The organism is Actinopolymorpha rutila (assembly GCF_013407855.1).
In the GTDB taxonomy this organism is placed as follows: Bacteria; Actinomycetota; Actinomycetes; order Propionibacteriales; family Actinopolymorphaceae; genus Actinopolymorpha; species Actinopolymorpha rutila.
Genome location: NZ_JACBZH010000001.1, coordinates 2,877,945 through 2,901,635 on the forward strand (window position 1 = coordinate 2,877,945; position 23,691 = coordinate 2,901,635).

Here is a 23,691-nt window from a genome sequence, read left to right on the forward strand (position 1 = left end):
TCGGAGCTGAGTCGGAGCTGGGTCGTTAGGCCGGACGGGTGGTGGGGCATGGCGGGTCGATCGAAGGAGTACACGCTGCCGCGATGGTTGCGGCCGATGAACAGGCTGCTCGTCACGGTGCACCGCGCGGGTCTGCGTACCGGCCCGGTGCACACGCTGACGGTCAGGGGGCGCACGTCCGGTAAGGACCGCACCACGCCGGTGACGCCGTTCGAGTTCGAGGGTGGGCGGTACATCGTGGGTGGCTTTCCCGGAGCCGACTGGGTGGCGAACGCGCGGGCGGCCGGAGTGGGAGTGTTCGGTGCTGGTCGCCGGAGGCGGCGGGTCCGACTGGTGGAGTTGTCACCTGAGGAGTCCCGTCCGGTGCTGGCGGCGTTCCCGATGAAGGTGCCGAGGGGCGTGCCGCTGATGCGGCAGGCGGGGATCGTCCGGGAAGGCACCCCGGAGGAGTACGCGGCGCTCGCCGGTCGGCTCGCGGTGTTCCGGATCGAGCCGACCGACGGCTCCGGTGTGGCACGGTCCTGAGGATCTCCCTCTCGGCTGGCGATCTTGCCCTGCTCTCGCGCCGACCGCCGTCATGGCCGTTGGACTTTCTGGTGCACGTCCACCCATTCGGGTGGGATGTACTCGGGGTGTCCGTGGTCGCCCATGCGTACCTGCCAGCCTTTGTGGTGGACGAAGGTGTGGTGGGTCTTGCAGAGCATCACTCCGTTGGAGAGGTCTGTCGGTCCGAAGTCGTCCCAGGCCGTCATGTGGTGGGCGACACAGCGCCGCTCGGGAACCTGGCAGCCCGGGAAGTGACAGTGGGACCCGTCCCGGATCGCCAATGCGCGGCGCTGCGCCTCGGTGAAGAACCGGTCGGCCATTCCGATGTCGAGGATTTCGCCGTTGCCGCCGATGACGACGGGGATGATGTTGGCGTCGCACGCCATCCGGCGGATGGTGGCGACTGAGAGCGGTTCGCCGCGCAGGCCGAGGATCCGGGCCGACCCACCACCGCCACACTTCTGGCAGCCGTCGTGGGGGTCGATGTGGTCGGTGGCAGCCTCCGGCCCCGCCGCACCCTCCTCGGTCTCGGCGTCGGTGTCGGCATCGGTTGCCGGATCCGTCTCACCTGTTGGATCCGCTTCGGTCTCGCTGTGTGGTTGTGGGCGTTGCCGTGGTTCTCGCGGTTCGGGTATCCGGTCCGCGGCCCCGCCCGGATCGGTTGGATCAGGTGGTCGATCTTCATTGTCTGATTGAGTTTTCCGGCCAGTCGTCGCACTACCGCCGTGAGTCTCGTCCAGGTCGGCGACACCGTCACCTGTGCCAGCTTCGGGCTGGGTGTCGCCTGCGTCCTTGCTGTGCTTGTCTTTGATGGGCTTGGCACCCGTGGCGCCGTTCGTGCTCGTGTTCTGTTGTCGGGTCTTGCGCTGGGTCTGGCGTTGGGCGTCGGGGTTTGGCAGTGGCAGGGCGTGGGGCGGACGGGGTTGAGGTCGTCGATGGTGCCGTACCCGAGGCCGGTCAGTAGCTGGTCGACTCCAACGGTGACGGTGACGCAGTCCCTGCCCCGGCCGCGGTTGGGTGATGCCTGCTGCTGCGCCCACTGGGCGAGGAGTTCGGCGAATGCGTCACCTCGGCGTTGGTCGAGGGGGCGGTCGTCGGGGTCGGGGCGGGTGTCGGAGGCGCTCAGCGCCTCGATCAGCTTGCGGAGGGTCTCCATCTCCACCACCGGCAGTTTGATCACCACGGTCTCCGACCCGGGAATGCCGTTGGCCAGGTAGCGCAGGGACCGTTTACGTTCCGCGGCACGTTCGGCGTCGCCGAGCTCCTTGCCCAGGCGCCGTTCCCACTCTTCGGGTGCCAGCACCTGCAGCAACGCCCGGCCCAGCAGGCGCACGTCGTCGGGGTTACGCCGCCTCGACCAGGCGATCAGGTACTCCTCGGCCTTCACCCGCTGTTCGGGACCGATCCAGGTGGGCAGGTCCTTGACCGCGAACGCGATCACCTGCGCGTGCTTCAACGACAACTCACCACGAGCAAGAGCCCGCGCGGTCATGGTCACCGTACGATCCAGGTCACGCGCCAGGCCGACGGTGGCGGAGGCCTCGGTCTTCGACATCCGCTGCACGGTGCGCAACCACGCCGCCGCGGTCGCCGCACCGGTCGTCTTGCCGATGTCGCCGGCTTCGGCCTGACGGACCCAGGCCAGGGTGAGCGCGTCGGTCCGCGCCTTCTCCGCCTCCAGTTCACCGATCAGCTCACCGAGATCACCGACCTCTACACAGGTGGTCGGCGTCGACAAAGCCTCGTTCACTCCGGCGCGGATCGTGGCCAGCGCTGCCTTCAACCGGACGGCGGCTCCACTGCCGCCTGCGCCGGGAAGGCCCTGCGTGGTCGAATGCATGTTCGAAGTCTAGAGGCGACGACCGACACGAAGATCGTTGTCCACAAGGAGACCCGAGGCACAACCGATCCACTACCTGTGGACAAAAACCTGGTGCCACCTCGCTCCGGAGGGCGGCGCCAGGCAGGGGAGTCAGTGGCGGATGCGGTACCGGATGTGGGTCGCGTCCGGCGTGTCGATCACCCGCACGATGTCCAACTCGATCCGCGTCGGCAGCACGTCGAACAGGCGGCGCCCGCCGCCGAACAGCAGCGGGACCTGGTGGATCTGCAACTCGTCCAGCACCCCGGCCTCCAGCGCCCGCTGAGCGGTGTACGCGCCGTGCACCATCACGTCCCGATCACCGGCCGCGGCCTTGGCCTGCTTCATCGCGCTCTCGATGCCGTCGGTCACGTACGTCACCAACGGATAGTGCGCGACCGAGGGTCCGGGTGGGCGATGGCTGGGCACGAAGATCGGGACGCCGTCATGGTGGTCACCGCCCCAGTGGTCGACCTGCTCCACGGTACGCCGGCCGACGAGCACCGCACCGGTCGTGGACCATTCGTCGACCAACTCCCCGGCAGGCCCGGACGGACGGAAGAACTCGCCGTCGGGCGTGACGAACCACCTGTGCAACGGGGCGAAGCCGTCGCCGCCCGGATTGCCCGGACCGTCGTTCGGCCCCGCGATGTACCCGTCGAGCGACATCGACATGTAGAGCACGGATGTGGACACCACTGCCTCCTGCGGTTGCGATCGAAGTCGGCTCCGGTCACGGCCGTACCCACTCAGGACGTTCTCCGTGGGCCGAACTCATCGCTCGCCGCCCAACTTCGGGTCATGGCCTAGCATGCTGGGATGTCCTTCCAGGTGATCGTCCTGAACGGCGGTTCGAGTACCGGCAAGTCGTCGATCGCCGCGTGCCTGCAAACGATCCTGCCCACGCCGTGGCTGACGTTCGGAACCGACACCCTGGTCGACGCGATGCCTCCCTCCCTGACGGACGCGGAGAGCGGAATCGGGTTCGGAGCCGACGGGGAGGTCACCACCGGAGAGGTGTTCAAGGCACTCGACGTCGCGTGGAGCCTGGGGATCGCCGCGATGGTGCGGGCCGGCGCGCGGGTGATCGTCGACGAGGTGTTCCTCGGCGGCGCGGCATCGCAGCAACGCTGGCGGAAGGCGCTGGACGGACTTCCCGTGCTGTGGGTCGGCGTGCGCTGCGACCCCGATGTGGCCGCGGCCCGGGAGGCCGCCCGCGGTGACCGTACCGTCGGGATGGCGGCGTCCCAGGCACTGCTCGTGCACGAGGGAGTGAGCTACGACCTCGAGGTCGACACGTCCACGACCAGCGCGCTGGAGTGCGCCCGGGTGATCGCTGCCAGGGTCGCCGAGGCAGACGAGCCTCAGGGGCGCCGAAAGACCAGGCAGTAGTCGTTGGTGTACCAGTCCTCCGGATCGTCCCAGTCGAGGACGACCTCCTGGTCGAACGCGAGTACGCGCGACAGTGCGGCACCCACGTCCCACGCCAGCGGCGAGACGCCGGTGTCGGTGCGCAGGTTCGACACGTTGACCACCGCCCGCGACTCGGGTCCGCGCAGGAGCCGGCCGATCGCCGAGTACACCGCGGTCAGCTCGTCGAGGTAGCGGCCGTAGTCGCCGTCGTCGGTGCGGTACCCGTTGAGCGGGTTCTCCGGATGGTCAGATCTCGTCATGTACGGCGGGGAGGTCATGGTGAAGTCGACCGGCGGCAGGTCGAGCTCCCCGAGCCGGCGGGCGTCGGCCTCGATGATCGCCGACGGGTCACGCAGACGTTCTCGTACGTACGCGACCCTGCTCGGCAGGATCTCCAGCCCGACCGGCCGCCGGCCCAGCTTCTCCGCGACGACCAGGGTGGTCCCGAACCCGGCGAACGGGTCGAGAACGACGTCGCCGGGAGAGGTGTACGCGGCGAGGAACGCCTCGACCAGTTCCTCGGAGAAGCGGTCGTCGTCGTCCTCGTCGGAGGCGCTGTCGGTTCGGCGAACCCTGGCGGACAGCGGCAGGACGGGCTGCATGCGCTCAGATTCTCACAGCGCCGGTCGTCCCCGCACCCGCCCGGACCCGCCCGGGTCCGGCCCGCGCGGCCTGCGGCAGACTGAGGCCGTGTCGGCGATCGTACGGCTGGAGTCGGCCGATGACCCTCGGCTGGGCGACTACGCCAACCTCAAGGACGTGACCCTGCGGCGGAGCCTGGAGGTCGAGCACGGCCTGTTCCTCGCCGAGGGCGCGAAGGTGATCCGCCGGGCGGTCGCCGCCGGCTATCCCGTCCGGTCGTTCCTGCTGAGCGAACGCTGGCTGGACGGCCTGGCCGACGTCGTCTCCGCCAGCGGAGCTCCCTGCTACGTACTGCCGCCGGACCGCCTGGAAGCGGTCACCGGCTTCGCCGTGCACCGCGGCGCGATCGCGTCCGTGGAACGCCGGCCGCTGCCGTCGGTGGCCGAGGTGATCACGCACGCGCGCCGGGTCCTGGTCCTCGAGGACGTCGTGGATCACACCAATGTCGGAGCGATCTTTCGGGGCGCGGCGGCGTTCGGGGTGGACGCGATCGTGCTCGCGCCGCGGTGCGCGGACCCGTTGTACCGCCGGTCGGTGAAGGTGTCGATGGGCACCGTCTTCAGCTGTCCGTACGCCCGGATGGACAACTGGTACGGCGGGCTGGAGGAGTTGCGCGCGGCCGGGTTCAGGCTGGTCGCCCTCACCCCGGCCGACGATGCGGTCGACCTCGACACCCTCGCGACGGGGAGTGAGAGCGGCAGCACCGAGCGCGTGGCCCTGCTGCTCGGCACCGAGGGGGACGGGCTGTCGGCGCGGTGGCAGGGCCAGGCCGACGTACGCGCCCGGATCCCGATCAGCGCGGCCGTCGACTCACTCAACGTCGCGGCCGCCGCGGCGGTCGCCTGCTACGTGCTCACTCGGGACGTTCCACCGCGGCCGGCGTGACCAGCGCTCAGGTGTCGGCGTCGAAGTCGCCGCTGACCCAGCCGACGTAGCGGTCGGCGGACCGGCGTACCGACTCCTTCGCGTCCGCCTCCACGACGGCTCCGAAGTTGCCGTACAGCCGCTCGAAGTCGTACGGCTCCACCCGGCTGACGATCCGGCGGACGGCGGCCGCGGACAACGGGATGGTGTTGGGGTAGCTGCGCATGAACGTCACCCACCCGCGGTCGGTCACCGGGGCGATCGTGTCGCCGCTGAGCAGGACGCCCCGTCCGCCCGCACCGGCCGCCCAGATCGCGACCGAACTGCCCGGGAAGTGCCCGCCCGCCTGGACGAACGTGATGCCGGGCAGCGGTTCGTGGGTGCCCGACCACAGCCGCACCACCTCGTCGGTACGCCCGAGCCAGCGCTGGTCGGCCTCGTTGACGTACACGGGTACGCCGCCGAACGCGTGGCTCCACTCCACCTGCACCCCGAACATGTGCGGGTGGCTGGCCGTGATCGCGGCGAGCCCGCCGAGCGCGGTGATGGCGTCCACCGCGTCCTGGTCGACGAACCCGGTGGGGTCCCACAGCAGGTTGCCCGCCTCTGTCTGCACCAGCAGGGAGACCTGGCCGATGCCGACCGTCGGCTGCACGCTCACCCGGTGCAGGCCGGGCTCGTGCTCCCCGACGGGCTCGACGTGGGTGCGGTGGCCGGCCGCAGCCCGTTCCTTGGTGGTGGTCCACGTCTGCCCGGTCGGCGGGACGTACTGCCGCTCGTCGGTGCAGATGGGACAGGAAGGCGGGGGCTCGGGGGTGTCGGCGTACTCCACCGAACAGGTGCCACAGATCCAGTGCGTCATGGGCTCCACGATAGGAACCGGAGCGGCCCCGCGGCATCGTTCCGCCGACCGGCCGGGCATGAGTCTTCGGTCCTACGACTGCCGACGGGTGCGCAGCGAGGCGCCGACGCGGTGCAGGTGCCGCAGCGCCTGCGCGTAGGAGTCGACCAGGCCGGACTCCTGGTAAGGGATGCCGCGTTCGGCGCAGTACGCACGCACGATCGGCTGTGCCCGGCGCAGGTGCGGCGACGGCATGCTCGGGAAGAGGTGGTGCTCGATCTGGTAGTTGAGCCCGCCGAGCGCGACGTCGACCAGCCGGCCGCCGCGGACGTTGCGGGAGGTGAGCACCTGCCGGCGCAGGAAGTCCTTCTGTTGTTCGGGAGTGGGCGCCGGCATCCCCTTGTGGTTCGGGGCGAACGTCGACCCGAGGTAGAGGCCGAACACCGCCTGATGCACCAGGCAGAACGCGATCGCGAGACCGGGGGAAAGGGTGAGGAACAAGGCCGCGACGTACGCCACGGTGTGCACGGTGAGCAGGACCGCCTCCGCCCGGCGCATGCGCAGACCGGGGCGGAGGACCGCGCGAACCGCGGACACGTGCAGGTTGAAGCCCTCCAGGCTGAGCAGCGGGAAGAACAGGAACGCCTGCCGGCGACCGATCATCCGGGTCACGCCACGGCTGTGCCGCGCCTGCTCGTCCGACCACACCAGGATGCCCGGTGCCACGTCCGGGTCGAGGTCCTCGTGGTTGGGGTTGGCGTGGTGGCGGGTGTGCTTGTCCATCCACCAGCCGTAGCTCATCGCGATGCCCAGGTTGCCCGCGATCAGCCCGGCGATCTCGCTGGGCCGGCGGGTGCGGAAGATCTGCCGGTGCGCCAGGTCGTGCGCGACCAGGGCGACCTGGGCGAACACCACGCCGAGGAACGCCGCAACCGGCAGTTGCGCCCAACTGTCGCCGAGAAAGCCGAACACCACCCAGGCGCCGACGTAACAGGCGGTCACCACAGCGATCCGGGCCGCGTAGTAGCCCGGCCGTCTGGTGAGGAGCCCGGCCTCGCTCACCCGGCGGCGGAGTTCGGCGAATTCGCTACCAGCGTTGGGTTTTCCGCCGGTACGGGTGGTGGCGGCGTCGTCTCGTTCGAAGGCGATGTCTGTGCTCACCTCGCAGAGTCTGTACGGCGTCGCCCCGGAGGGACAGCCCGGGTGCCCCCCCGGCCGGAGGTGGGGTCAGCCCTACCCTGGTGCCGGTCCGCGGGCAGGCCGGGGCAGAACCCCGAAGGTCAGCGGGCGAGCGCGCAGTCTCCGCACAGCCCGCCGCCGGGTACGCGGTAGTAGAGGCAACAGCTCCTGCGTACGAACGCCTGCGTCCTCGACCCGCCCGCGGAAGACTTTGTGGGACTGAGGAATCCGGTGTCCGCAAGCGGAGGTTGACGCAGGGCCACCTCGGTGAACACGGCCACCTCGTAGGCGAGTTCGGGTCTGGCCCGGGCGAGAACACCGAGCGTTCCCACGAGTGCGGACGCCGCGTTTCCCCACAGCAGCGCGTCCGGCAGCGAGGCCTCGGCGCGCACGGCGTCCTTCAACGGTGTCAGGTGCGTGATGACGACGGTGCGAACGACCAACCAGGCAAGGAGCTCCGCGTCGGATCCGGCGGTATGCCCATCCAGGTGCTCGTCCGGGTCGAGCAGGACGACCTGGGCGGGATCGGTACGCCACGGCGCGGCCGAGGCGCCGAGGTCCGGCCAGGTCGAGCCGGGGGCGAGCACCGGCACCCGCCGATGGAGCAGCGCCACCGCTACCACCGGTGACCACAGGCGCGCGGCCATTCCCTGGAACAGGATCGAGGCACCGACCCGGGCCTCGGTGGTGCCGAGCTGGCCGGAGGTGTGCCTGATCCGGTCCCGCAGCGCGGCGTGGCCGGCGTACAGCCGCGCCAGCGACACCTGGCCGGCACCGTGGGGAAGTTCGCGGGGGAGCTCGGTGGAGACGGTGAAGTACGCCCCGACCGCGCCGACATCCGCCAGCAGGTCCCCGCCAACTCCGCCGCTCACCACACACACCTCACCACGGGCACCTCACCGCGTACGTCCTATCCCGTCCACCACGGCACGATTCCATCAGGTCGGCGGTGAGAACTCGGCTGCCGGGGGAGAATCGGCCCATGACGGAGCCGAGTTCCCCGGCCGCGCCCGGCGGCCTGCCCGCGACCATGCGGGCGTGGGTGGTCAGCGAGCCGGGCAGGCTGGAAGCGGTCGAGCTGCCGGTCCCCGAGCCCGCTCCGGACGAGCTGCTGGTGCGGGTACGCGCGTGCGGGGTGTGCCGTACCGACCTGCACGTACGCGACGGCGACCTGCCGCCGCACCGCTCCCCGGTGGTGCCCGGCCACGAGATCGTCGGCGAGGTGGTGGCGACCGGCACCGAAGTAGCCGAGGTAGCCGAGGTGGCCGCGGGGGCCGCCACGAGCGGCGCGAACGCCGGGGACCTCGTTCCCCACATCGCTGTCGCCCGGACCGGAAGCCGGGTCGGCGTGCCCTGGCTCCGGCACACCTGCGGTAAGTGTAAGTACTGCCTGCGCGGCCAGGAGAACCTCTGCCCGAACTCTCGCTACACCGGCTGGGACGCCGACGGCGGATACGCGGAGTACGCCACCGTCCCGGCCGCCTACGCCTATCCGCTGCCGGGCGACCGGTTCGCCGCGTACACCGAGCAGGAGCTCGCGCCGCTGCTGTGCGCGGGGATCATCGGCTACCGCGCCCTGCGCCGAGCCGACCTGCCCGCCGCCGGCCGGCTCGGCGTCTACGGCTTCGGCGGCTCGGCCCATCTCACCGCCCAGGTGGCGGCGGCCGAAGGTGCGACGGTGCACGTGCTCACCCGGTCCGCGGCCGCCCGCGAACTCGCCCTGGAGCTCGGTGCCGCCTCCGCACGTGGGGCCTACGACGCGCCGCCGGAGTTGCTCGACGCGGCGATCCTGTTCGCCCCGGTGGGCGATCTCGTCCCCGCCGCGCTGAGCGCCCTCGACCGTGGCGGGACGCTGAGCATCGCCGGGATCTACCTGACCGCCGTACCCTCCCTGGACTACGTGCGGCATCTGTTCCAGGAACGCACGGTGCGCAGCGTCACCGCCAACACCCGCGAGGACGGCCACGCGTTCCTCGCGGCCGCGGCCGCGCACCGGCTGCGAATCTCCACCACGACCTACCCGCTGGACCGGGCCGACGAGGCACTGGACGACCTGGCAGCGGACCGGGTGAACGGCGTCGCCGTCCTGGTGCCCTGACCGGCCCGCGGGAACTCAGGCCGCCGGACCGTCCACGTCGCTGTCGTCGCTGTCGTCGCTGTCGTCGTTCTCGCGTACGAGCAACGCCACTGGTCGCCGGGCCAGCAACTGGTCCAGCCGGACCTTCCCGCCGTCGACCCGCTGGCCGGTGAACTGGTCGGTCCAGGTGCCCGCGGGCAGGTCCACGGTGGCAGAGCCCCAGCCGTCCGCTGCGGCGAGCCCCGCCGATAGCCGGGTGACCACGGTGGCGGCAGCGCCCCCGCGCAGGAAACCCAGCGCGTACGGGCTGCTGGTCTCCAGCGGCGTGTAGGTCGCCTCCGGCCCGACGAACCAGTCCGGATGCGCTGCCCGGCACCGCAGCGTCGCCGCGGTGACCAGCAGCTTCTCCGCGTCCAGGGGGTCGGTGCCGAGCTCGGCGACGCCGGCGACGTCGCCGACCCCATCGCCCCCGTCGAGCCGGTCCAGCAACCGGACGCGGTGGTCGAAGTCGACCGGGCGGCGGTTGTCCGGGTCGACCAACGTCAGCGACCGCAGCTCGGTGCCCTGGTAGACGTCGGGCACGCCGGTGCAGGTCAGCTGGACGAGCTTCTGCCCGAGGACGTTGGCCCGGTCGTACGGCGCGATCGTGTCCACGAACGCACGGACCAGACGTATGACGTTCTCGTCGGCCACCACAGCGCGGGCGAACCCGGTGACCGCCTCGTCGTACGCCTTGTTCGGCTCGGTCCAGGTGGTGTGCCGCTTCGCCTCTCGGGTGGCCTTGGTGACGAACTCCACCAGCCGGTCGGCCTCGATCGGCCAGGCGCCGACGAGGATCTGCCACAGGAGGTACTCCGTCGCCGGGTCCAGCGGCCCGGGCCGGTAGCCCGCGGTCGCCTCGCGCAGCGCGGACACGGTGTGCTCCCAGACCGAGGGCAGCTCCGACAGGACGCCGAGCCGGGCGCGTACGTCCTCGGTCCGCTTGGTGTCGTGGGTGGACAGGGTCGTCATCGCGGCCGGGTGCCGGGCGGTCGCGCCCGCGGCCCACTCGTGGAACGTGTCCGGCGCGATCCCGAACCGGTCGGCCGGCGCGCCCACCTCGCACAGGGAGACGAGTGGGAACCAGCGGTAGAACGCGGTGTCCTCGATGCCCTTGGCCATCACCGGCCCGGTGGTCTGCTGGAAACGTACGCAGAACTCGTCCTGCTGCGCCCGGGCGGCCGAGCTCTCGTAGCTGTCGAGCGCGACGCCGACCAGGAACTCGATCTCGTCGGCCAGGTCGGGCGCGGCGCTGGTGGCCCGGGCCGCCGCGGCCCGCACAGTTTCCTCCGCCTCCGGCGCGACCGGCTCGCCCGGGTGGACGTAGGCGCGGTAGACGTCGAACGCCACCAGCAGCTCACCCAGCGCGCGGGTCAGCCGGCGCCGGGTGAAGTCGCGCAGCCTGATGTCGTGCTCGCCGATCGCCATCAGCAGTTCGACCAGCCGAACCACCTCGGCGGCCAGCACCTGGTCGGCGATGTAGCGCTTGGCCTCGTCCACGACGGGTGGGAGGGCGTCCGGCTCGCCGGTGAGAGAGGTCCACAGGCCTAGCAGGGGAGCGGCGCCGTCGGGGTCGACGAACAGCGACTGCACCCGCCACAGCGCGTCGTACCCGGTGGTGCCCGCGCACGGCCAGTCGGTGGGCAGCGGCTCCTCGGCCTCGAGGATCTTCTCCGCCGCCACCCAGGAGTCACCGGTGGCCGCGGCCAGCCGGCGAAGGTAACCGCGCGGGTCGGCCAGTCCGTCGGGGTGGTCGATGCGGTAGCCGTCGACCTTGCCCTCGCGGTGCAGCCGGATCAGCAGGTCGTGGCTGGCGGCGAACACAGTGGGGTCCTCGACCCGGATCGCGGCCAGGGTGTCGATGTCGAAGAACCGCCGGTAGTTGAGCTCCTCGTCGGCGATCCGCCAGAACGCCAGCCGGTAGAACTGCATGGCGAGAAGCTCGTCCAGCGGCAGGTGCTCGGTGCCGGGGCGGACCGGGAATACATGGTCGAAGTAGCGCAGGATCGGGGAGCCTTCGTGCTGGTCGAGCCGGATCTCGCCGCGCTCCAGGCACTGGCCGATCCGGTCGCCGAGTACGGGCATGAGGATCGCCCCGTGGCCGGTGCCCGACTGCAGCGACCAGTCGACGTCGAACCAGCGGGCGTACGGCGAGCTCGGCCCGTCGCGCAGCACCGCCCACAGCTTGGCGTTCAGGTGCAGCGGCGTCGGCACGGCCATGTGGTTGGGCACGACGTCGACGACGATGCCGAGGCCGGCCCCGTGGGCCGCCGCCACCAGCCGGTCGAACGCCGGCTGTCCGCCGAGGTCGGCCGACAGCCGGGTGTGGTCCACCACGTCGTAGCCGTGGGTGGAGCCGGGCGTGGCCTGCAGGATCGGCGAGAGGTAGAGGTGGGTCACGCCGAGCCGGGCGAGGTACGGCACGGCGGCCGCCGCGGCGTCGAAGTCGAACTCCGGCTGCAGTTGCAGGCGGTACGTCGAGACGACGTTCGCGCGCGAGTGCCCGGACGCGGGAGAGGGCTGCTCGAGGTCGTGCGCGGCGGCGCTCAAGGCCGCAGCCCGACGATGGCGAGGGAGTGGCCGGGCAGCTGGATCTGGGTCACGTCGTCCTTGTCCGCGGAGGTGGGGGTGCCGTGCGTGGTGGTGCCGGGGGTGGTGTGGGTGTCGTCGGGATGCCAGGCGAGCACGACACCGTCGCGGCCGACCGTTTCGTCCACCACCGCTCCGAGCGGAACCGTCGCCTGCGCGCCGGCGAGGTTGGCGACCACGCCGAGGTCACCGCGGCGGATCATCACCCAGCGCGCGTCCTCGTCGTAGGTCACCTCGACACGGTACAGGCGGGGGTCGGCGAGGCCGGGCAGCTCCCGGCGCAGCCGGATCAGGGTGGTGTACCAGTCCAGCAGCCGGGCGCCGGACTCCTTCTCCGGCTCGTTCCAGTCCAGCCGGGAGGCGCGGAAGGTGCCCTCGTCCTGCGGGTCGGGCACGTCGTCGGGGTCCCAGCCGTGGTCGGCGAACTCGTTGCGGCGGCCGTTGCGGACGGCCTCGGCGAGGTCGGGGTCGGCGAAGTCGGTGAAGTACTGCCAGGGCGTCCGCGCGCCCCACTCCTCGCCCATGAACAGCATCGGGGTGTAGGGCGAGGTCAGCAGCAGCCCGGCGGCCACGGCGAGCTGGTCGTCGGACAGGGTGGCCGACAGCCGGTCGCCGGCGGCCCGGTTGCCGATCTGGTCGTGGTTCTGCAGCGCGGCGACGAACCGCCAGCCGCCCGTGCGCTCGACGTCGACCGGCCGGCCGTGGACGCGGCCGCGGAACGACGACCAGGTGCCGTCGTGGAAGAACGCCCGGGTCATCGTCTTGGCCAGGCACGGCAGGCTGCCGAAGTCGCCGTAGTAGCCGTCGCGTTCGCCGGTGAGCAACGCGTGCAGGGCGTGGTGGACGTCGTCGTCCCACTGCGCGTGCACACCGAGCCCGCCGCTCTCGCGCGGGGTCACCGTGCGCGGGTCGTTGCGGTCGCTCTCGGCGATCAGCCACAGCGGCCGGCCGAGGGTCGCGGCGGCCGAGTCCACCTCGTGCGAGAGCTCCTCCAGGATCGGGACGGCGCGCTCGTCGTGCAGGGCGTGCACGGCGTCCAGGCGCAGCGCGTCCACGTGGAAGTCGCGGAACCAGCCGAGGGCGTTGCCGACGACGAACCGCCGGACCTGGTCCGAGCCGACGTCGTCGAGGTTGACCGCCTGTCCCCACGGGGTGGCGTACTTGTCGGTGAAGTACGGCCCAAACTCGCTCAGGTAGTTGTGTGCCGGGCCGAGGTGGTTGTACACGACGTCCAGGCAGACCCCGATGCCGCGCGCGTGGCAGGCGTCGACGAACGTCTTCAGGCCGTCGGGTCCGCCGTACGCCTGATGTACGGCGTACAAGCCGACCCCGTCGTAGCCCCAGCCGTGGTGGCCGGGAAAGGCGGCGAGGGGCAGGAGTTCGACCAGCGTCACGCCGAGGGCGGCGAGGTGGTCCAGCCGGTCGACGGCCGACTGCAGTGTCCCCTGTGGAGTGAACGTGCCGACGTGGAGTTCGTAGATCACCGCACCGGACAGCGGCGTGCCCCGCCAGCCCTGGTCGGTCCAGGCGAACAGGTCGTGGTCGTAGACCGCGCTCGGCCCGGGCACGCCGTCGGGCTGCCAGCGAGAGCGGGGGTCCGCCCGGGGCTCGCCGCCGTCGAGCCGGAAGGAGTACGGCGTGCCGTGGGTGGCCTGGTCGACCCGTGCCCGCCACCACCCGTCGCCGGACCTGGTCATCGGGACGGTCGACCCGTCGACCTCGACCTGGACCTGCTCGCGGGCCAGCGGGACCCAGACCTCGAACGTCGTCGCCATGCCTCGCATTCTGCAGGGTGCGCCCAGTAGTCGCACACGCGCTGTGCTGCCGGTGGTCCGGAGTCGGACCACCGGAAGTTTTGGGCGATCGACCAACTATAGTCTACGGTGGTCGCTCGGCCCCGACGGTGTCGCCGGTGCCGCCGGTGTCGCCGGTGCCGCCGGTGCCGCCGGTGCCGCCGGTGCCGCCGGTGTACGGGTCACGCTCACCGACGGCTCCTCGGTGGACGCCGACCTGCTCGTCGGTGCCGACGGCATCCACTCCGTCGTCCGCCGGCTGGTGTTCGGTGAGGAGGCGCGGTTCGTCCGGTATCTCGGCTTTCACACCGCCGCCTGGGTCTTCCACGACCCGGACGTCCGGGCGCGCGTGGGCGCTCCGGACGCAGTACGGATCCCTGGGCTGGGTCACGCTCGCCGGCGACGCCTGCGGTGCGGTCTCCTTGCTCGCGGGTCAGGGCGCCTCCCTGGGGATGGCCGGTGCGTACGTGCTCGCCGACAACGTCGCCGCCGCGCCGGACGTCGAGGCCGGGCTGGCGGCGTACGAGCGGGCGTGGCGGCCGCTGACCGAGGAGAAGCAGCGGTCCGCGCGCAACCTCGCGCGGTGGTTCCTGCCGAGGTCGCGCGCGGAACTGGTGGTACGCCGGGTCGCGTTACGGCTCCTGGCCCTGCCGGGCACCGACCGGCTGCTCGCCGGCGCGCTCACCGGTAAGCCGGCGCCCGTCCCGACCGCCGCGGTGACCTCCCCATCTTGTTCGGGGCGGGCGCGGCGGTCAGGATCGCGGCCCGAATCGTGGTGAGGACAGCAAGGTCAGTCCCTCACCGGTCCCGGTTCAGTCCCAGGTGAGCGCCCCGCCGCTTTGGTACTCGATGACCCGGGTCTCGAAGAAGTTCTTCTCCTTCTTCAGGTCCATCATTTCCGACATCCACGGAAAGGGGTTCTCGGTCTCGGGAAAGACCGGTGTCAACCCGATCTGGACACACCGCCGGTTGGTGACGAACCGCATGTACTTCTCGCACAGCCCGGCGTTGAGGCCGAGCATGCCGTGCGGAAGGGTGTCGCGTCCGTAGGCGACCTCGAGTTCGCACGCCTGGGCGAGCATCCCGCGGATCTCCTCCTGGAACGACGGGGTCCACAGGTGCGGGTTCTCGATCTTGATCTGGTTGATCGTGTCGATGCCGAAGTTCAGGTGGATCGACTCGTCCCGCAGGATGTATTGGTACTGCTCGGCGACGCCGACCATCTTGTTGCGCCGGCCGAGGGAGAGGAGTTGCGCGAAGCCGGTGTAGAACCACATCCCCTCGAAGACGACGTAGAACGCCACCAGGTCACGCAGGAACGCCTGGTCGCGTTCGGGCGTGCCCGTACGAAACGACGGGTCCTCCAGGTGCCGGGTGTACTCCAGTGCCCACGCCGCCTTGTCGGTGATCGAGGGCACCTCGCGGTACATGTTGAACAGCTCGCCCTCGTCCAGGCCGAGACTTTCGCAGACGTACTCGAACGTGTGCGTGTGCACGGCCTCCTCGAACGCCTGGCGCAGGAGGTACTGCCGGCACTCGGGGTTGGTGAGGTGCCGGTAGACCGCGAGCACGATGTTGTTGGCGACCAGCGACTCCGACGTGGCGAAGAAGCCGAGGTTGCGTTTGACCATCAGGCGCTCGTCGGCGGTCAGCGCGTCCGGCGACTTCCACAAGGCGATGTCGGCCTGCATGGACACCTCGGTGGGCATCCAGTGGTTGTTGCAGCCGGCGAGGTACTTCTCCCACGCCCACTGGTACTTCAGGGGCAACAGCTGGTTGACGTCCGCCCGCGCGTTGATCATCGCCTTGTCGTCCACGCGTACGCGGGCCGCGTGCCGGTCGATGTCGCCCAGACCGGTCGGGTCACTCTTGTCCATGTTTCTCCACACCTCGCGGGGACGCTTACTGGCAGGCTTCGCAGTCGGGGTCGCTGATCACACAGAACGCGGTGTCCGACGGTGGAGGCACCGTGATGCCGGCCGGGGTGAGGTTGGGCGTCGGTGCGACGACCGGCGCGACGGCCGTGCCCGCCACTCCCGGCCCGCCGGTCACGCCGGCCCCCGCCAGTGGGCCTACTCCCGCCATCGGGGCCACTCCCGTCGGCGACACGGCGTTCAGCTTCCCGTCGGTGCCGCGAAGGGTGCTCTTCTCCACGTGCGTGGCGCTCTGGGACCGCAGGTAGTACGTCGTCTTCAGGCCCCGGCGCCAGGCCAGCCGGTAGAGCGCGTCCAGTTGCAGCCCGCTCGGCGAGGCGACGTAGAGGTTCAGCGACTGGGCCTGGTCGAGCCACTTCTGCCGGCGTGCCGCCGCCTCCACCAGCCAGGCCGGGTCGACCTCGAACGCCGTCGCGTACAGGGCCTTCAGGTCGGCCGGCACCCGGTCGACGGGGGTGACGCTTCCGTCGTAGTACTTCAGGTCGCTCACCATCACCTCGTCCCACAGTCCACGGGCCTTGAGGTCACGGACGAGGTGGGGGTTGATCGCGGTGAAGTCGCCGGACATGTTCGACTTGACGAAGAGGTTGCGGTACAGCGGCTCGATCGACTGCCCGACCCCGCAGATGTTGGAGATCGTCGCCGTCGGCGCGATCGCCATCACGTTGGAGTTGCGCATGCCGGTGGTGCGGACCTGGCGGCGCAGGCTGTCCCAGTCCAGCCGGCTGGAGCGATCCAGGTCGAGCTTGCCGTCACGGGCCTGGGCGAGCAGGGACAGCGAGTCGATCGGCAGGATTCCCTTGCTCCACAGGGATCCCGGGAACGACTCGTAGGTCCCGCGCTCGGCCGCGAGATCACTGGAGGCGGCGATGGCCTCGTAGCTGAAGATCTCGGTCGTGGTGTCGGCGAACTCCACCGCGGCGTCGGAGGCGATCGGGATCCGCAGCGTGAACAACGCGTCCTGCACACCCATCAGGCCAAGGCCGATCGGCCGGTGCCGCCGGTTGGACTCACCGGCCTGCGGGATCGTGTAGAAGTTCACGTCGATCACGTTGTCCAGCATGCGCACCGCGGCGCGCACCGTCCGCGCCAGGTGCTTGTGGTCGACGCCGTTCGCGTCGACGTGGTTGGCCAGGTTGACCGAGCCGAGGTTGCACACCGCCACCTCGGCGGTCGAGGTGTTCAGGGTGATCTCGGTGCACAGGTTGGACGAGTGCACCACGCCCGTGTGCTGCTGCGGGGAGCGCAGGTTGCACGGGTCCTTGAACGTGATCCACGGGTGCCCGGTCTCGAACAGCATGGTGAGCATCCGCCGCCACAGCTCGACCGCCCGAAGCCGGCGGAACACCCGGATCTCGCCGCGGTCCGCACGTGCTTCGTACTCGACGTACCGCTCGGCGAACGCCCGCCCGTACAGGTCGTGCAGGTCGGGCACCTCGTCGGGGGAGAACAACGTCCACTGGGCGTCGGCCTCGACCCGCTGCATGAACAGGTCCGGTATCCAGTTCGCGGTGTTCATGTCGTGCGTACGCCGGCGTTCGTCGCCGGTGTTCTTGCGCAGGTCGAGGAACTCCTCGATGTCGACGTGCCAGGTCTCGAGGTAGGCACAGGCCGCGCCCTTGCGCTTGCCGCCCTGGTTGACCGCGACCGCGGTGTCGTTGGCGATCTTAAGGAACGGCACGACGCCCTGGGACTGGCCGTTGGTGCCCTTGATGTAGGCGCCCATGCCGCGCACCGGTGTCCAGTCGTTGCCCAGGCCGCCGGCGTACTTCGAGAGCATCGCGTTGTTGCGGATGCCGGAGAAGATGCCCTCCAGGTCGTCGGACACCGTGGTGAGGAAGCACGACGACAGCTGGGCCCTGGTGGTGCCGGAGTTGAACAACGTCGGCGTGGAGCACATGAAGTCGAACGACGACAGCATCTCGTAGAACTCGATCGCCCGCCGCTCCCGGTCGTCCTCGCGCAGCGCGAGCCCCATCGCCACCCGCATGAAGAACGCCTGCGGCAGCTCGAACCGCGTACCGTCGCTGTGCAGGAAGTAGCGGTCGTAGAGCGTCTGCAGCCCGAGGAACTGGAACGCCGGGTCCCGGTCCGGGCGCAGTGCGGCACCCAGCCGGTCGAGGTCGAACCTCCCCAGCTCGGGGTCCAGCAGTTCCAGTCGCACCGCGCGCTCGACGTACTCACGGAAGTACGCCGGATAGCGCGGGACCATCTCCTCCTGACTCGCCTCGTCGGGCGCGCCGCGCAGAAACGACAGGGCCTCCCGGCGCAGCTTGTCCAGCAGCAGCCGGCCGCTGACGAGTGAGTACTCCGGATCGGTCTCCACGAAGGTACGGGCGGCCATCACCAGCGCCAGTTCGAGTTCGTGCTGGCTCATCCCGTCGTAGAGGTTGCGGGACACCTCGGTGAGCACCGACTCGGCCGAGGTGGCCGGCAGCCCGTGGCAGGCCTCCTCGACGATGCGGGTGAGCCGGAGGTCGTCGAGCGGGTGGAGCTCGCCGTCGGCACCTTTGACGTGCATGGGGACCTCGGCGGGCTCCACCTCGACGACGGGTTCGCGTTCCAGCCGGGCGCGGGTGTGCTCCTCGCGGTACAGCACGTACGCCCGGGCGACGCGTTGGTTGCCCGACCGCATCAGGGCGAGCTCCACCTGGTCCTGGATGTCCTCGATGTGGAAGATCCGGCCCAGGTCGGGATGCCGGGTCAGCGAGGCGACCACCTGCCGGGTGAGCAGGTCGACGGTCTCGTGGACGCGGGACGACGCGCCGGCGTCGGGTCCCTCGACCGCGAGGAACGCCTTCGACATTGCCACCGCGATCTTCGCCGGGTCGAACGGCGAGACGCTGCCGTCGCGGCGGACCACCTGGCGTTCGTCGGTGTCGGGAGCAGGCGGCGGCGGTGCGCCCTCCGCCGGGGAGCCGATCGGGGAATCGGCGACGGCGTCGTGCGACGCGTACGTGGTGTCGTGCGTGTCGTGCGTGGAGTCGGTGGCGGATCGGGTCACGCCGGATCCGGTGGCTTCGGTGCCGAAGTGGGTGGACACGGGCTCTCTCTCCTCGCGAGCGGAATGACGTCAGCCTCCGGCCGCGAAAGGCGAGCGAGGTCAACCGGCGCCGGTGGTACGGCGTCGGGTCGACCCAGGCCTGTGCAGGTCACGCGGGGGGCGTCGGGCTCACTGCGCCCGTACCCGCCCTGCATGACCATTTACCCTCGCGGACGTCGGATCGGCGTACGCCCGGACGGGGGCGTGCGCCGACGGCAGGTCATGAGATGTGCCGGCAGCCACGGAGCACGCGTCGCGCGTCACGCACCCGCCGCGGTCACCAGCACGGAGAGACTACATGTTGTGGTCCGAAATCCGGTGCAACCCAACATCCGGTGTGTCGCGCCGTTTTGGCCGTCCTACATGGGACGAAGGCTGGTGGCCCCGGAACGAAGATCATTACTGTGCGAGCACCCGACCTGAGGCGACGAAGGGAACCGCTCGCGATGACCGAGGCACGGTCCGGGATCTCCCGGCGGCAGGCGATGAGTCGGATGGCATGGGCGGGCGCCGGTGTCCTGGGCATGGGCGCGGTCGACCTGGTCCGGCCACGCGCGGCGCGAGCGGCCGCCGGTCCACGCAGCCTCTTCCCGAAGGGCGTACGGCCGACCCGGTTGCACGCCGTGACCGAAGGCAGTCTGAGTCCGGCCGAACGCGTGCTCGTCGCGACGTTGCAGGGCCAGCTGGCGCGCCGCCGGCCGCAATCGGGTACCGAGGGGACCGCCGAGGGGGTCTACGTCGACGTGCCCGGCGTGGGCTATCCGGTGTGGCTGGCCGATCTCGCCGACCGCTACGACGTGGAGGTGGTCGAGGCGGCCGGCGCGTGGGAACTGGTGGACCGCTTCGGCGCGCCCGGCGCCGGCGCGCCCGACCAGCCGGTGAACCGCTACGTCCTCTACCGCGACGGCGACGGGTCGGTGAACGTGGCCACCAGCGTGGCCGGACTGGTCGGGGCCGTGGCGGTGGAGGAGAGTCTGGAGCCGACGGCGCGTGCCCACCGGATGCGGCGGGTCCTCGACGTCCGCGGCCGGGACGACCGCTGGGTGAAGAACACGTTCTGGAACCGGCTCCGGCACGACGTCGCGGTCGAGCAGAAGCCGGACTTCGCCAACCAGCTGCGCGACTACGCCACCATGGCCGGCGCGTTCGTGTTCTTCGACGGCAACTCCGACTTCCGCGCCGAGGTCGTGGCCGACCTGGACCCGGACGCGGCGGTCATCGGCTGGGGCGACGCGTCCGCGGGGGAGGACGCGTTCGTCTCGGTCTCCTCCCGTGCCGGCGTGCGGACGATCGCCGCCGACCACGCCCGCAACCTCGCGCCACTGTCCGGAATCACCCTCGACACTGTGCGTCAACACCCGCTTGACGACGTGCCGACACCGGCGCAGGGAACCCACCACGTGGCGTTCCTGATCACCGACGGGGACAACGTGCAGTGGCTGCTCGGCGACTTCCAGAGCGATCGGAGATGGTACGGCAGCCCGTCGCGCGGGTCCCTCGACCTGGGCTGGGCCGTCGCGCCGGGACTGGTCGACCTCGCGCCGTCGGTGCTCCGGTGGTACTACGACCACGCGGCCGACGGTACGCACCGTGACCGGTTCGTGGTCGGCCCCTCCGGTAGCGGATACCTCTATCCCAGCAGGTATCCGAAGGCAGACCTCGACCTGCACACCGAAAGGCTCGCCGGCCAGATGCGCCGCGCCGACCTCGGCGTCGTGCAGATCCTCGACTTCGAGTCGATGGAAGACACGTCGCTCTGGTCGAGTTACCTACGGCACGACCAGATCGAGGGACTGGTGTACCTCGAGTACTCCCGCTACGACGCCGGCCGGGGCCGGGTGGTGTGGGTGAACGACAAGCCGGTCGTCGCTCCGCGTGCCATGTTGTGGCAGGGACTGTCCGGTGCCGACGAGACCAGTGTGGCCGCGACGGTCAACGACGCCGGCCGCGATCCCACCGGCGTCGACGCGTACTCGTTGGTGATCTGGCACGCGTGGAGCAAGAGTGTGGACGACGTGCGGTCGGTCGTCAACCAACTGGCGCCACACGTACGCGTGGTGACGCCGGACGTACTCGTACGGATGATGGCCGCGAACGTGCACCGCTGAGCTGCCCGTTCGGACGCCGCCGGCCGGCCGGCGGCGTCCGAAAACGGAAGCGCGGGGGGCAATCGTCATCAGGGGATTGCGCGATCGTGTCGGCTATAGGATCGTGTATCCACGATCGAGGGCTCTCCTCGAACGCGCGTCTTCCTTCTTGTTTATCGGCCCTTTGCGGGCCTACCTGAATATCTCGTTGCTCCTTACCTGAAAAGAGCGCGGCATGGGCGCACGTGGACGGGTGTCACTGGGTGGGCGCGGTGGAAACATCGCGCTGCCCAGGCGGCAGAACCTCGCCGAGGGCGTCTACGAAGCGCTCAAGGAAATGATCATGGACGGCGTCTTCAGCCAGGGCGCCCGGATCAACATCGACGAGGCGGCACGGGCCCTGGAGGTCTCCCAGTCGCCGGTGCGAGAGGCGCTGGTCCGGCTGGAGTCGGAGGGGCTGGTCCTCAAGGAGCCCTTTCGGGGCTACTCGACCGCACCCCTGCTCAGCAAGGCGGAGTTCGAGGACCTCTTCGAGTTCCGGTTCGTGGTGGAACCCTGGGCGGCCACCCGCGCCGCCGCCGCGATCGACGACGACAAGGCCGCACTCCTTACCAAGGAGCTGGCCTCGATTCCCACCGCACCCAAGGGAACGTCCTACCAGGACTACCAGCGGATGGCGGCGCACGACCATCGGCTGCACGACCTCGTCCTGCAGCTCGGCGGCAACGTCCGGATGCGAACTGCGTTCGCCCGGACGCACTGCCACCTGCACATTCTTCGGCTCAACTACCAGAACACCATGGGTACTGCCGCACTTCGCGAGCACCACAGAATCGTCGACGCAATCGCCAACGGTGATCCCACCGCCGCGGACAAGGCGATGCGGGCACATCTGGAGGCATCTCGCTCCAGGCTGTTGCCGGTCTACGACTCGTGAGGCGGGAAAGCGCTTTTCAAGAAATGAGGTAACGATGGTGGAAAGTCCCGGACAGACACCCGCCGACGGCGCCGGCGCGACTATCTCGCGAAGAAAGCTTCTTGGTGCCGCGGGTTTTCTCGGGGTCGCCGCCCTGCCGGGCGCCGGCGTGCTGGCGGGGTGTTCAGGTGGCACCAAGAGCTCAGGCTCCGGTTCTGGATCGGGGGCGGTCAAGGACTCGCTGGCGATCCCCGGCGGGCCGAAGACCACGCCTCGCGGCGACATCCTCTACCCGTCCGGCTACGTGGGGCCGCGTGCGGCCACGAAGGGGCCGGTTACCAAGGGCGGTAAGAAGGTCACCCTCAAGGTCGTGGTGCAGCAGAGTCCCGAGGCGGGGAACTGGACCAACAACGCGTTCACCAAGTGGTACGAGGAACAGACGCACGTCCACATCGACTGGCAGGTGGTGGCCAGCGGTGACGACACGATGACCAAGGTGAACGCGATGATCGCCTCGGGCGATCTCCCGGACGCCTTCATGAGCATCCCGTTCACGCCCTCCCAGCTGTACGTGTATGGCCAGCAGGGCCTGTTCATCGACCAGAAGCAGATCCTCAAGACCTACTGCCCGGAGACGCAGCGGGTCTTCAAGGACTACCCCGAGACGGAGAAGTTGCTGACCGCTCCGGACGGCAACATCTACTCCTCGCCGTACGTCAACGACTGCTACCACTGCAAGTACTCGCCGTCGGTCTGGCTGTACCGCCCCTGGCTGGACAAGCTCGGCCTGAAGGAGCCGGAGACGACCGACGACTTCGTCAAGGTGTTGCAGGCGTTCAAGACCCGCAACCCCAACGGCAAGGGCGACGTCATCCCCATGAGCGGGTCGTCCGGTGACCTGATGAGCGACTACTTCATGGGCTCGTTCCTGTACAACCCCGGTGACCCGTGGCTGTTCCTGAACAACGGCAAGGTCGACATCGCGGTCAACAAGCCGGAGTGGCGGGAGGGCTGGCGATACATCCGCAGCCTGGTGAAACAGGGCCTGATCGACGAGCGGGCGTTCACCCAGACCTCCGAACAGTTGCAGCGGCAGGGCAACAAGTCCGGGCCACCCACGATGGGCGTCGTGCGGGGCTACTACTGGGCCAGCTTCATGAACATCAACGACGACGACCCGAAGGCGAGCTTCCGCGACTACCACTCGATGGCGCCGTTGCAGGGGCCCGGAGGCGTGCGGGTGTCGGCGTGGAACTACTACAACTGGCTGGGCGTCACCAACTTCGTCATCACCAAGAGCTGCAAGAACCCGGCCGTCGCGGCCATGTGGGCCGACTCGCAGAAGGAGCTCGGCAACATGCTGCGTGCCTACAGCGGCGTCGAGGGCAAGGACTGGCGGTACGCGAAGAAGGGCGAGAAGGGCATCGACGGCAACCAGGCGCTGTGGACGACGCAGGGCACCTGGCCGCCGCCGAACGGTCAGTGGTGGGCGCAGATGGGTGTCGACTACCGCTCCATGGACTTCCGCAACGGCGAGCTGGTCGATCCCAAGGCGCCGACCTTCGAGAAGCAGTTCTACGACGACACCAAGAACGCCTACTACCCGCACCGGGTGGACAAGAAGAAGCAGCTGCCGCCGCTGTCGCTCGACAACGACCAGGCCGCGGTGGTGGCGGACTCCAACGTGCCGATCACCAACAAGGTGAAGCAGATGGAGTCGCAGTTCTGCCTCGGCAAGTCCGACATCGATGACGACAAGCAGTGGAACGCCTACGTCGAGGAGATCAAGAAGATCGGCGTCGAGCGTTACCTACAGGCCTACCAGGACGCCTACGACGCCTGGACCAAGGCGACTGAAGGCAAGTAA

Annotated in this window: 20 protein-coding genes; 8 read left to right on the top strand and 12 right to left on the bottom strand. The window is 69.8% G+C overall.

Annotation, left to right across the window (positions count from 1 at the left end; all coding sequences use genetic code 11):
• The first annotated feature begins 48 nt into the window (after positions 1–48).
• Entirely contained in the window at positions 49–525 is a 477-nt protein-coding gene (locus F4554_RS12860) for a PNPOx family protein (protein ID WP_179787599.1), read from the top strand.
• A 50-nt stretch (positions 526–575) separates the two neighbouring features.
• Here the strand turns inward: F4554_RS12860 and F4554_RS12865 are convergent, their stop codons facing one another.
• The 3 genes from F4554_RS12865 to F4554_RS12875 all read right to left on the bottom strand — a co-directional run bounded on the left by F4554_RS12865 (position 576) and on the right by F4554_RS12875 (position 3,103).
• Positions 576–752 carry a hypothetical protein gene (locus F4554_RS12865; RefSeq protein WP_179785438.1) on the bottom strand — a complete coding sequence of 59 codons (177 nt, stop codon included), beginning with the start codon at positions 750–752 and terminating at the stop codon, positions 576–578.
• Complete coding sequence (locus F4554_RS12870; RefSeq protein WP_179787600.1) at positions 749–2,386, bottom strand: DUF222 domain-containing protein; 1,638 nt, start codon at positions 2,384–2,386, stop codon at positions 749–751. The genes F4554_RS12865 and F4554_RS12870 overlap by 4 nt, the downstream gene beginning before the upstream one ends.
• A 132-nt stretch (positions 2,387–2,518) precedes the next feature.
• Complete coding sequence (locus F4554_RS12875) at positions 2,519–3,103, bottom strand: dihydrofolate reductase family protein (protein ID WP_337796007.1); 585 nt, start codon at positions 3,101–3,103, stop codon at positions 2,519–2,521.
• Positions 3,104–3,226: 123 nt separating this feature from the next.
• Here F4554_RS12875 and cpt point away from each other — a divergent pair, with 123 nt between their 5' ends.
• Positions 3,227–3,799 (top strand): chloramphenicol phosphotransferase CPT, encoded by a 573-nt coding sequence (gene cpt, locus F4554_RS12880; protein WP_179787601.1) that lies wholly within the window; start codon positions 3,227–3,229, stop codon positions 3,797–3,799.
• Here the strand turns inward: cpt and F4554_RS12885 are convergent.
• A complete protein-coding gene (locus F4554_RS12885) occupies positions 3,772–4,422 on the bottom strand; it encodes a DNA methyltransferase (protein WP_179787602.1) in 651 nt (216 codons plus the stop codon). The genes cpt and F4554_RS12885 overlap by 28 nt on opposite strands.
• A gap of 88 nt (positions 4,423–4,510) precedes the next feature.
• On the opposite strand from F4554_RS12885, the gene F4554_RS12890 reads away from it, so the two are divergent.
• Positions 4,511–5,347 (top strand): TrmH family RNA methyltransferase, encoded by an 837-nt coding sequence (locus F4554_RS12890; RefSeq protein ID WP_337796008.1) that lies wholly within the window; start codon positions 4,511–4,513, stop codon positions 5,345–5,347.
• 7 nt (positions 5,348–5,354) lie between these two features.
• Here F4554_RS12890 and F4554_RS12895 read toward each other — a convergent pair whose 3' ends face one another.
• The 3 genes from F4554_RS12895 to F4554_RS12905 form a co-directional block, all read right to left on the bottom strand.
• Positions 5,355–6,188 (bottom strand): MBL fold metallo-hydrolase, encoded by an 834-nt coding sequence (locus F4554_RS12895; RefSeq protein WP_179787604.1) that lies wholly within the window; start codon positions 6,186–6,188, stop codon positions 5,355–5,357.
• Between the two features lie 72 nt (positions 6,189–6,260).
• Positions 6,261–7,328 (bottom strand): fatty acid desaturase family protein, encoded by a 1,068-nt coding sequence (locus tag F4554_RS12900; RefSeq protein WP_337796009.1) that lies wholly within the window; start codon positions 7,326–7,328, stop codon positions 6,261–6,263.
• A 119-nt stretch (positions 7,329–7,447) separates the two neighbouring features.
• On the bottom strand, positions 7,448–8,218 hold the full coding sequence (locus F4554_RS12905; protein ID WP_179787605.1) for a (2Fe-2S)-binding protein: 771 nt from the start codon (positions 8,216–8,218) through the stop codon (positions 7,448–7,450).
• A 110-nt stretch (positions 8,219–8,328) separates the two neighbouring features.
• Here F4554_RS12905 and F4554_RS12910 point away from each other — a divergent pair, with 110 nt between their 5' ends.
• Positions 8,329–9,444 (top strand): zinc-dependent alcohol dehydrogenase family protein, encoded by a 1,116-nt coding sequence (locus F4554_RS12910; RefSeq protein ID WP_238341285.1) that lies wholly within the window; start codon positions 8,329–8,331, stop codon positions 9,442–9,444.
• Positions 9,445–9,459: 15 nt separating this feature from the next.
• On the opposite strand, the gene treY is transcribed toward F4554_RS12910, so the two are convergent.
• From treY to F4554_RS12925, 3 genes are all read right to left on the bottom strand, one after another.
• Positions 9,460–12,012, bottom strand: a complete 2,553-nt coding sequence (treY, locus tag F4554_RS12915; protein ID WP_179787606.1) for a malto-oligosyltrehalose synthase — start codon at positions 12,010–12,012, stop codon at positions 9,460–9,462.
• A complete protein-coding gene (gene treZ / locus F4554_RS12920) occupies positions 12,009–13,826 on the bottom strand; it encodes a malto-oligosyltrehalose trehalohydrolase (protein ID WP_179787607.1) in 1,818 nt (605 codons plus the stop codon). Before treZ ends, treY begins: the two co-directional genes overlap by 4 nt.
• A 103-nt stretch (positions 13,827–13,929) precedes the next feature.
• Positions 13,930–14,151 carry a hypothetical protein gene (locus F4554_RS12925; RefSeq protein ID WP_179787608.1) on the bottom strand — a complete coding sequence of 74 codons (222 nt, stop codon included), beginning with the start codon at positions 14,149–14,151 and terminating at the stop codon, positions 13,930–13,932.
• Positions 14,152–14,266: 115 nt separating this feature from the next.
• Here F4554_RS12925 and F4554_RS12930 point away from each other — a divergent pair, with 115 nt between their 5' ends.
• On the top strand, positions 14,267–14,623 hold the full coding sequence (locus F4554_RS12930) for a Rossmann-fold NAD(P)-binding domain-containing protein (protein WP_179787609.1): 357 nt from the start codon (positions 14,267–14,269) through the stop codon (positions 14,621–14,623).
• A gap of 33 nt (positions 14,624–14,656) precedes the next feature.
• On the opposite strand, the gene F4554_RS12935 is transcribed toward F4554_RS12930, so the two are convergent.
• Both F4554_RS12935 and F4554_RS12940 read right to left on the bottom strand, forming a co-directional pair.
• On the bottom strand, positions 14,657–15,721 hold the full coding sequence (locus tag F4554_RS12935; protein WP_179787610.1) for a ribonucleotide-diphosphate reductase subunit beta: 1,065 nt from the start codon (positions 15,719–15,721) through the stop codon (positions 14,657–14,659).
• 25 nt (positions 15,722–15,746) lie between these two features.
• Entirely contained in the window at positions 15,747–18,821 is a 3,075-nt protein-coding gene (locus tag F4554_RS12940; protein ID WP_337796010.1) for a ribonucleoside-diphosphate reductase subunit alpha, read from the bottom strand.
• 446 nt (positions 18,822–19,267) lie between these two features.
• Here F4554_RS12940 and F4554_RS12945 point away from each other — a divergent pair, with 446 nt between their 5' ends.
• The 3 genes from F4554_RS12945 (at position 19,268) to F4554_RS12955 (ending at position 23,691) form a co-directional block, all read left to right on the top strand.
• Complete coding sequence (locus F4554_RS12945; RefSeq protein WP_179787611.1) at positions 19,268–20,929, top strand: GxGYxYP domain-containing protein; 1,662 nt, start codon at positions 19,268–19,270, stop codon at positions 20,927–20,929.
• A 214-nt stretch (positions 20,930–21,143) separates the two neighbouring features.
• Positions 21,144–21,845: a GntR family transcriptional regulator gene (locus F4554_RS12950; protein WP_179787612.1), complete on the top strand. Its 702-nt coding sequence runs from the start codon at positions 21,144–21,146 to the stop codon at positions 21,843–21,845.
• 34 nt (positions 21,846–21,879) lie between these two features.
• Positions 21,880–23,691, top strand: coding sequence for a type 2 periplasmic-binding domain-containing protein (locus tag F4554_RS12955; protein ID WP_179787613.1), 1,812 nt, complete (start codon positions 21,880–21,882; stop codon positions 23,689–23,691).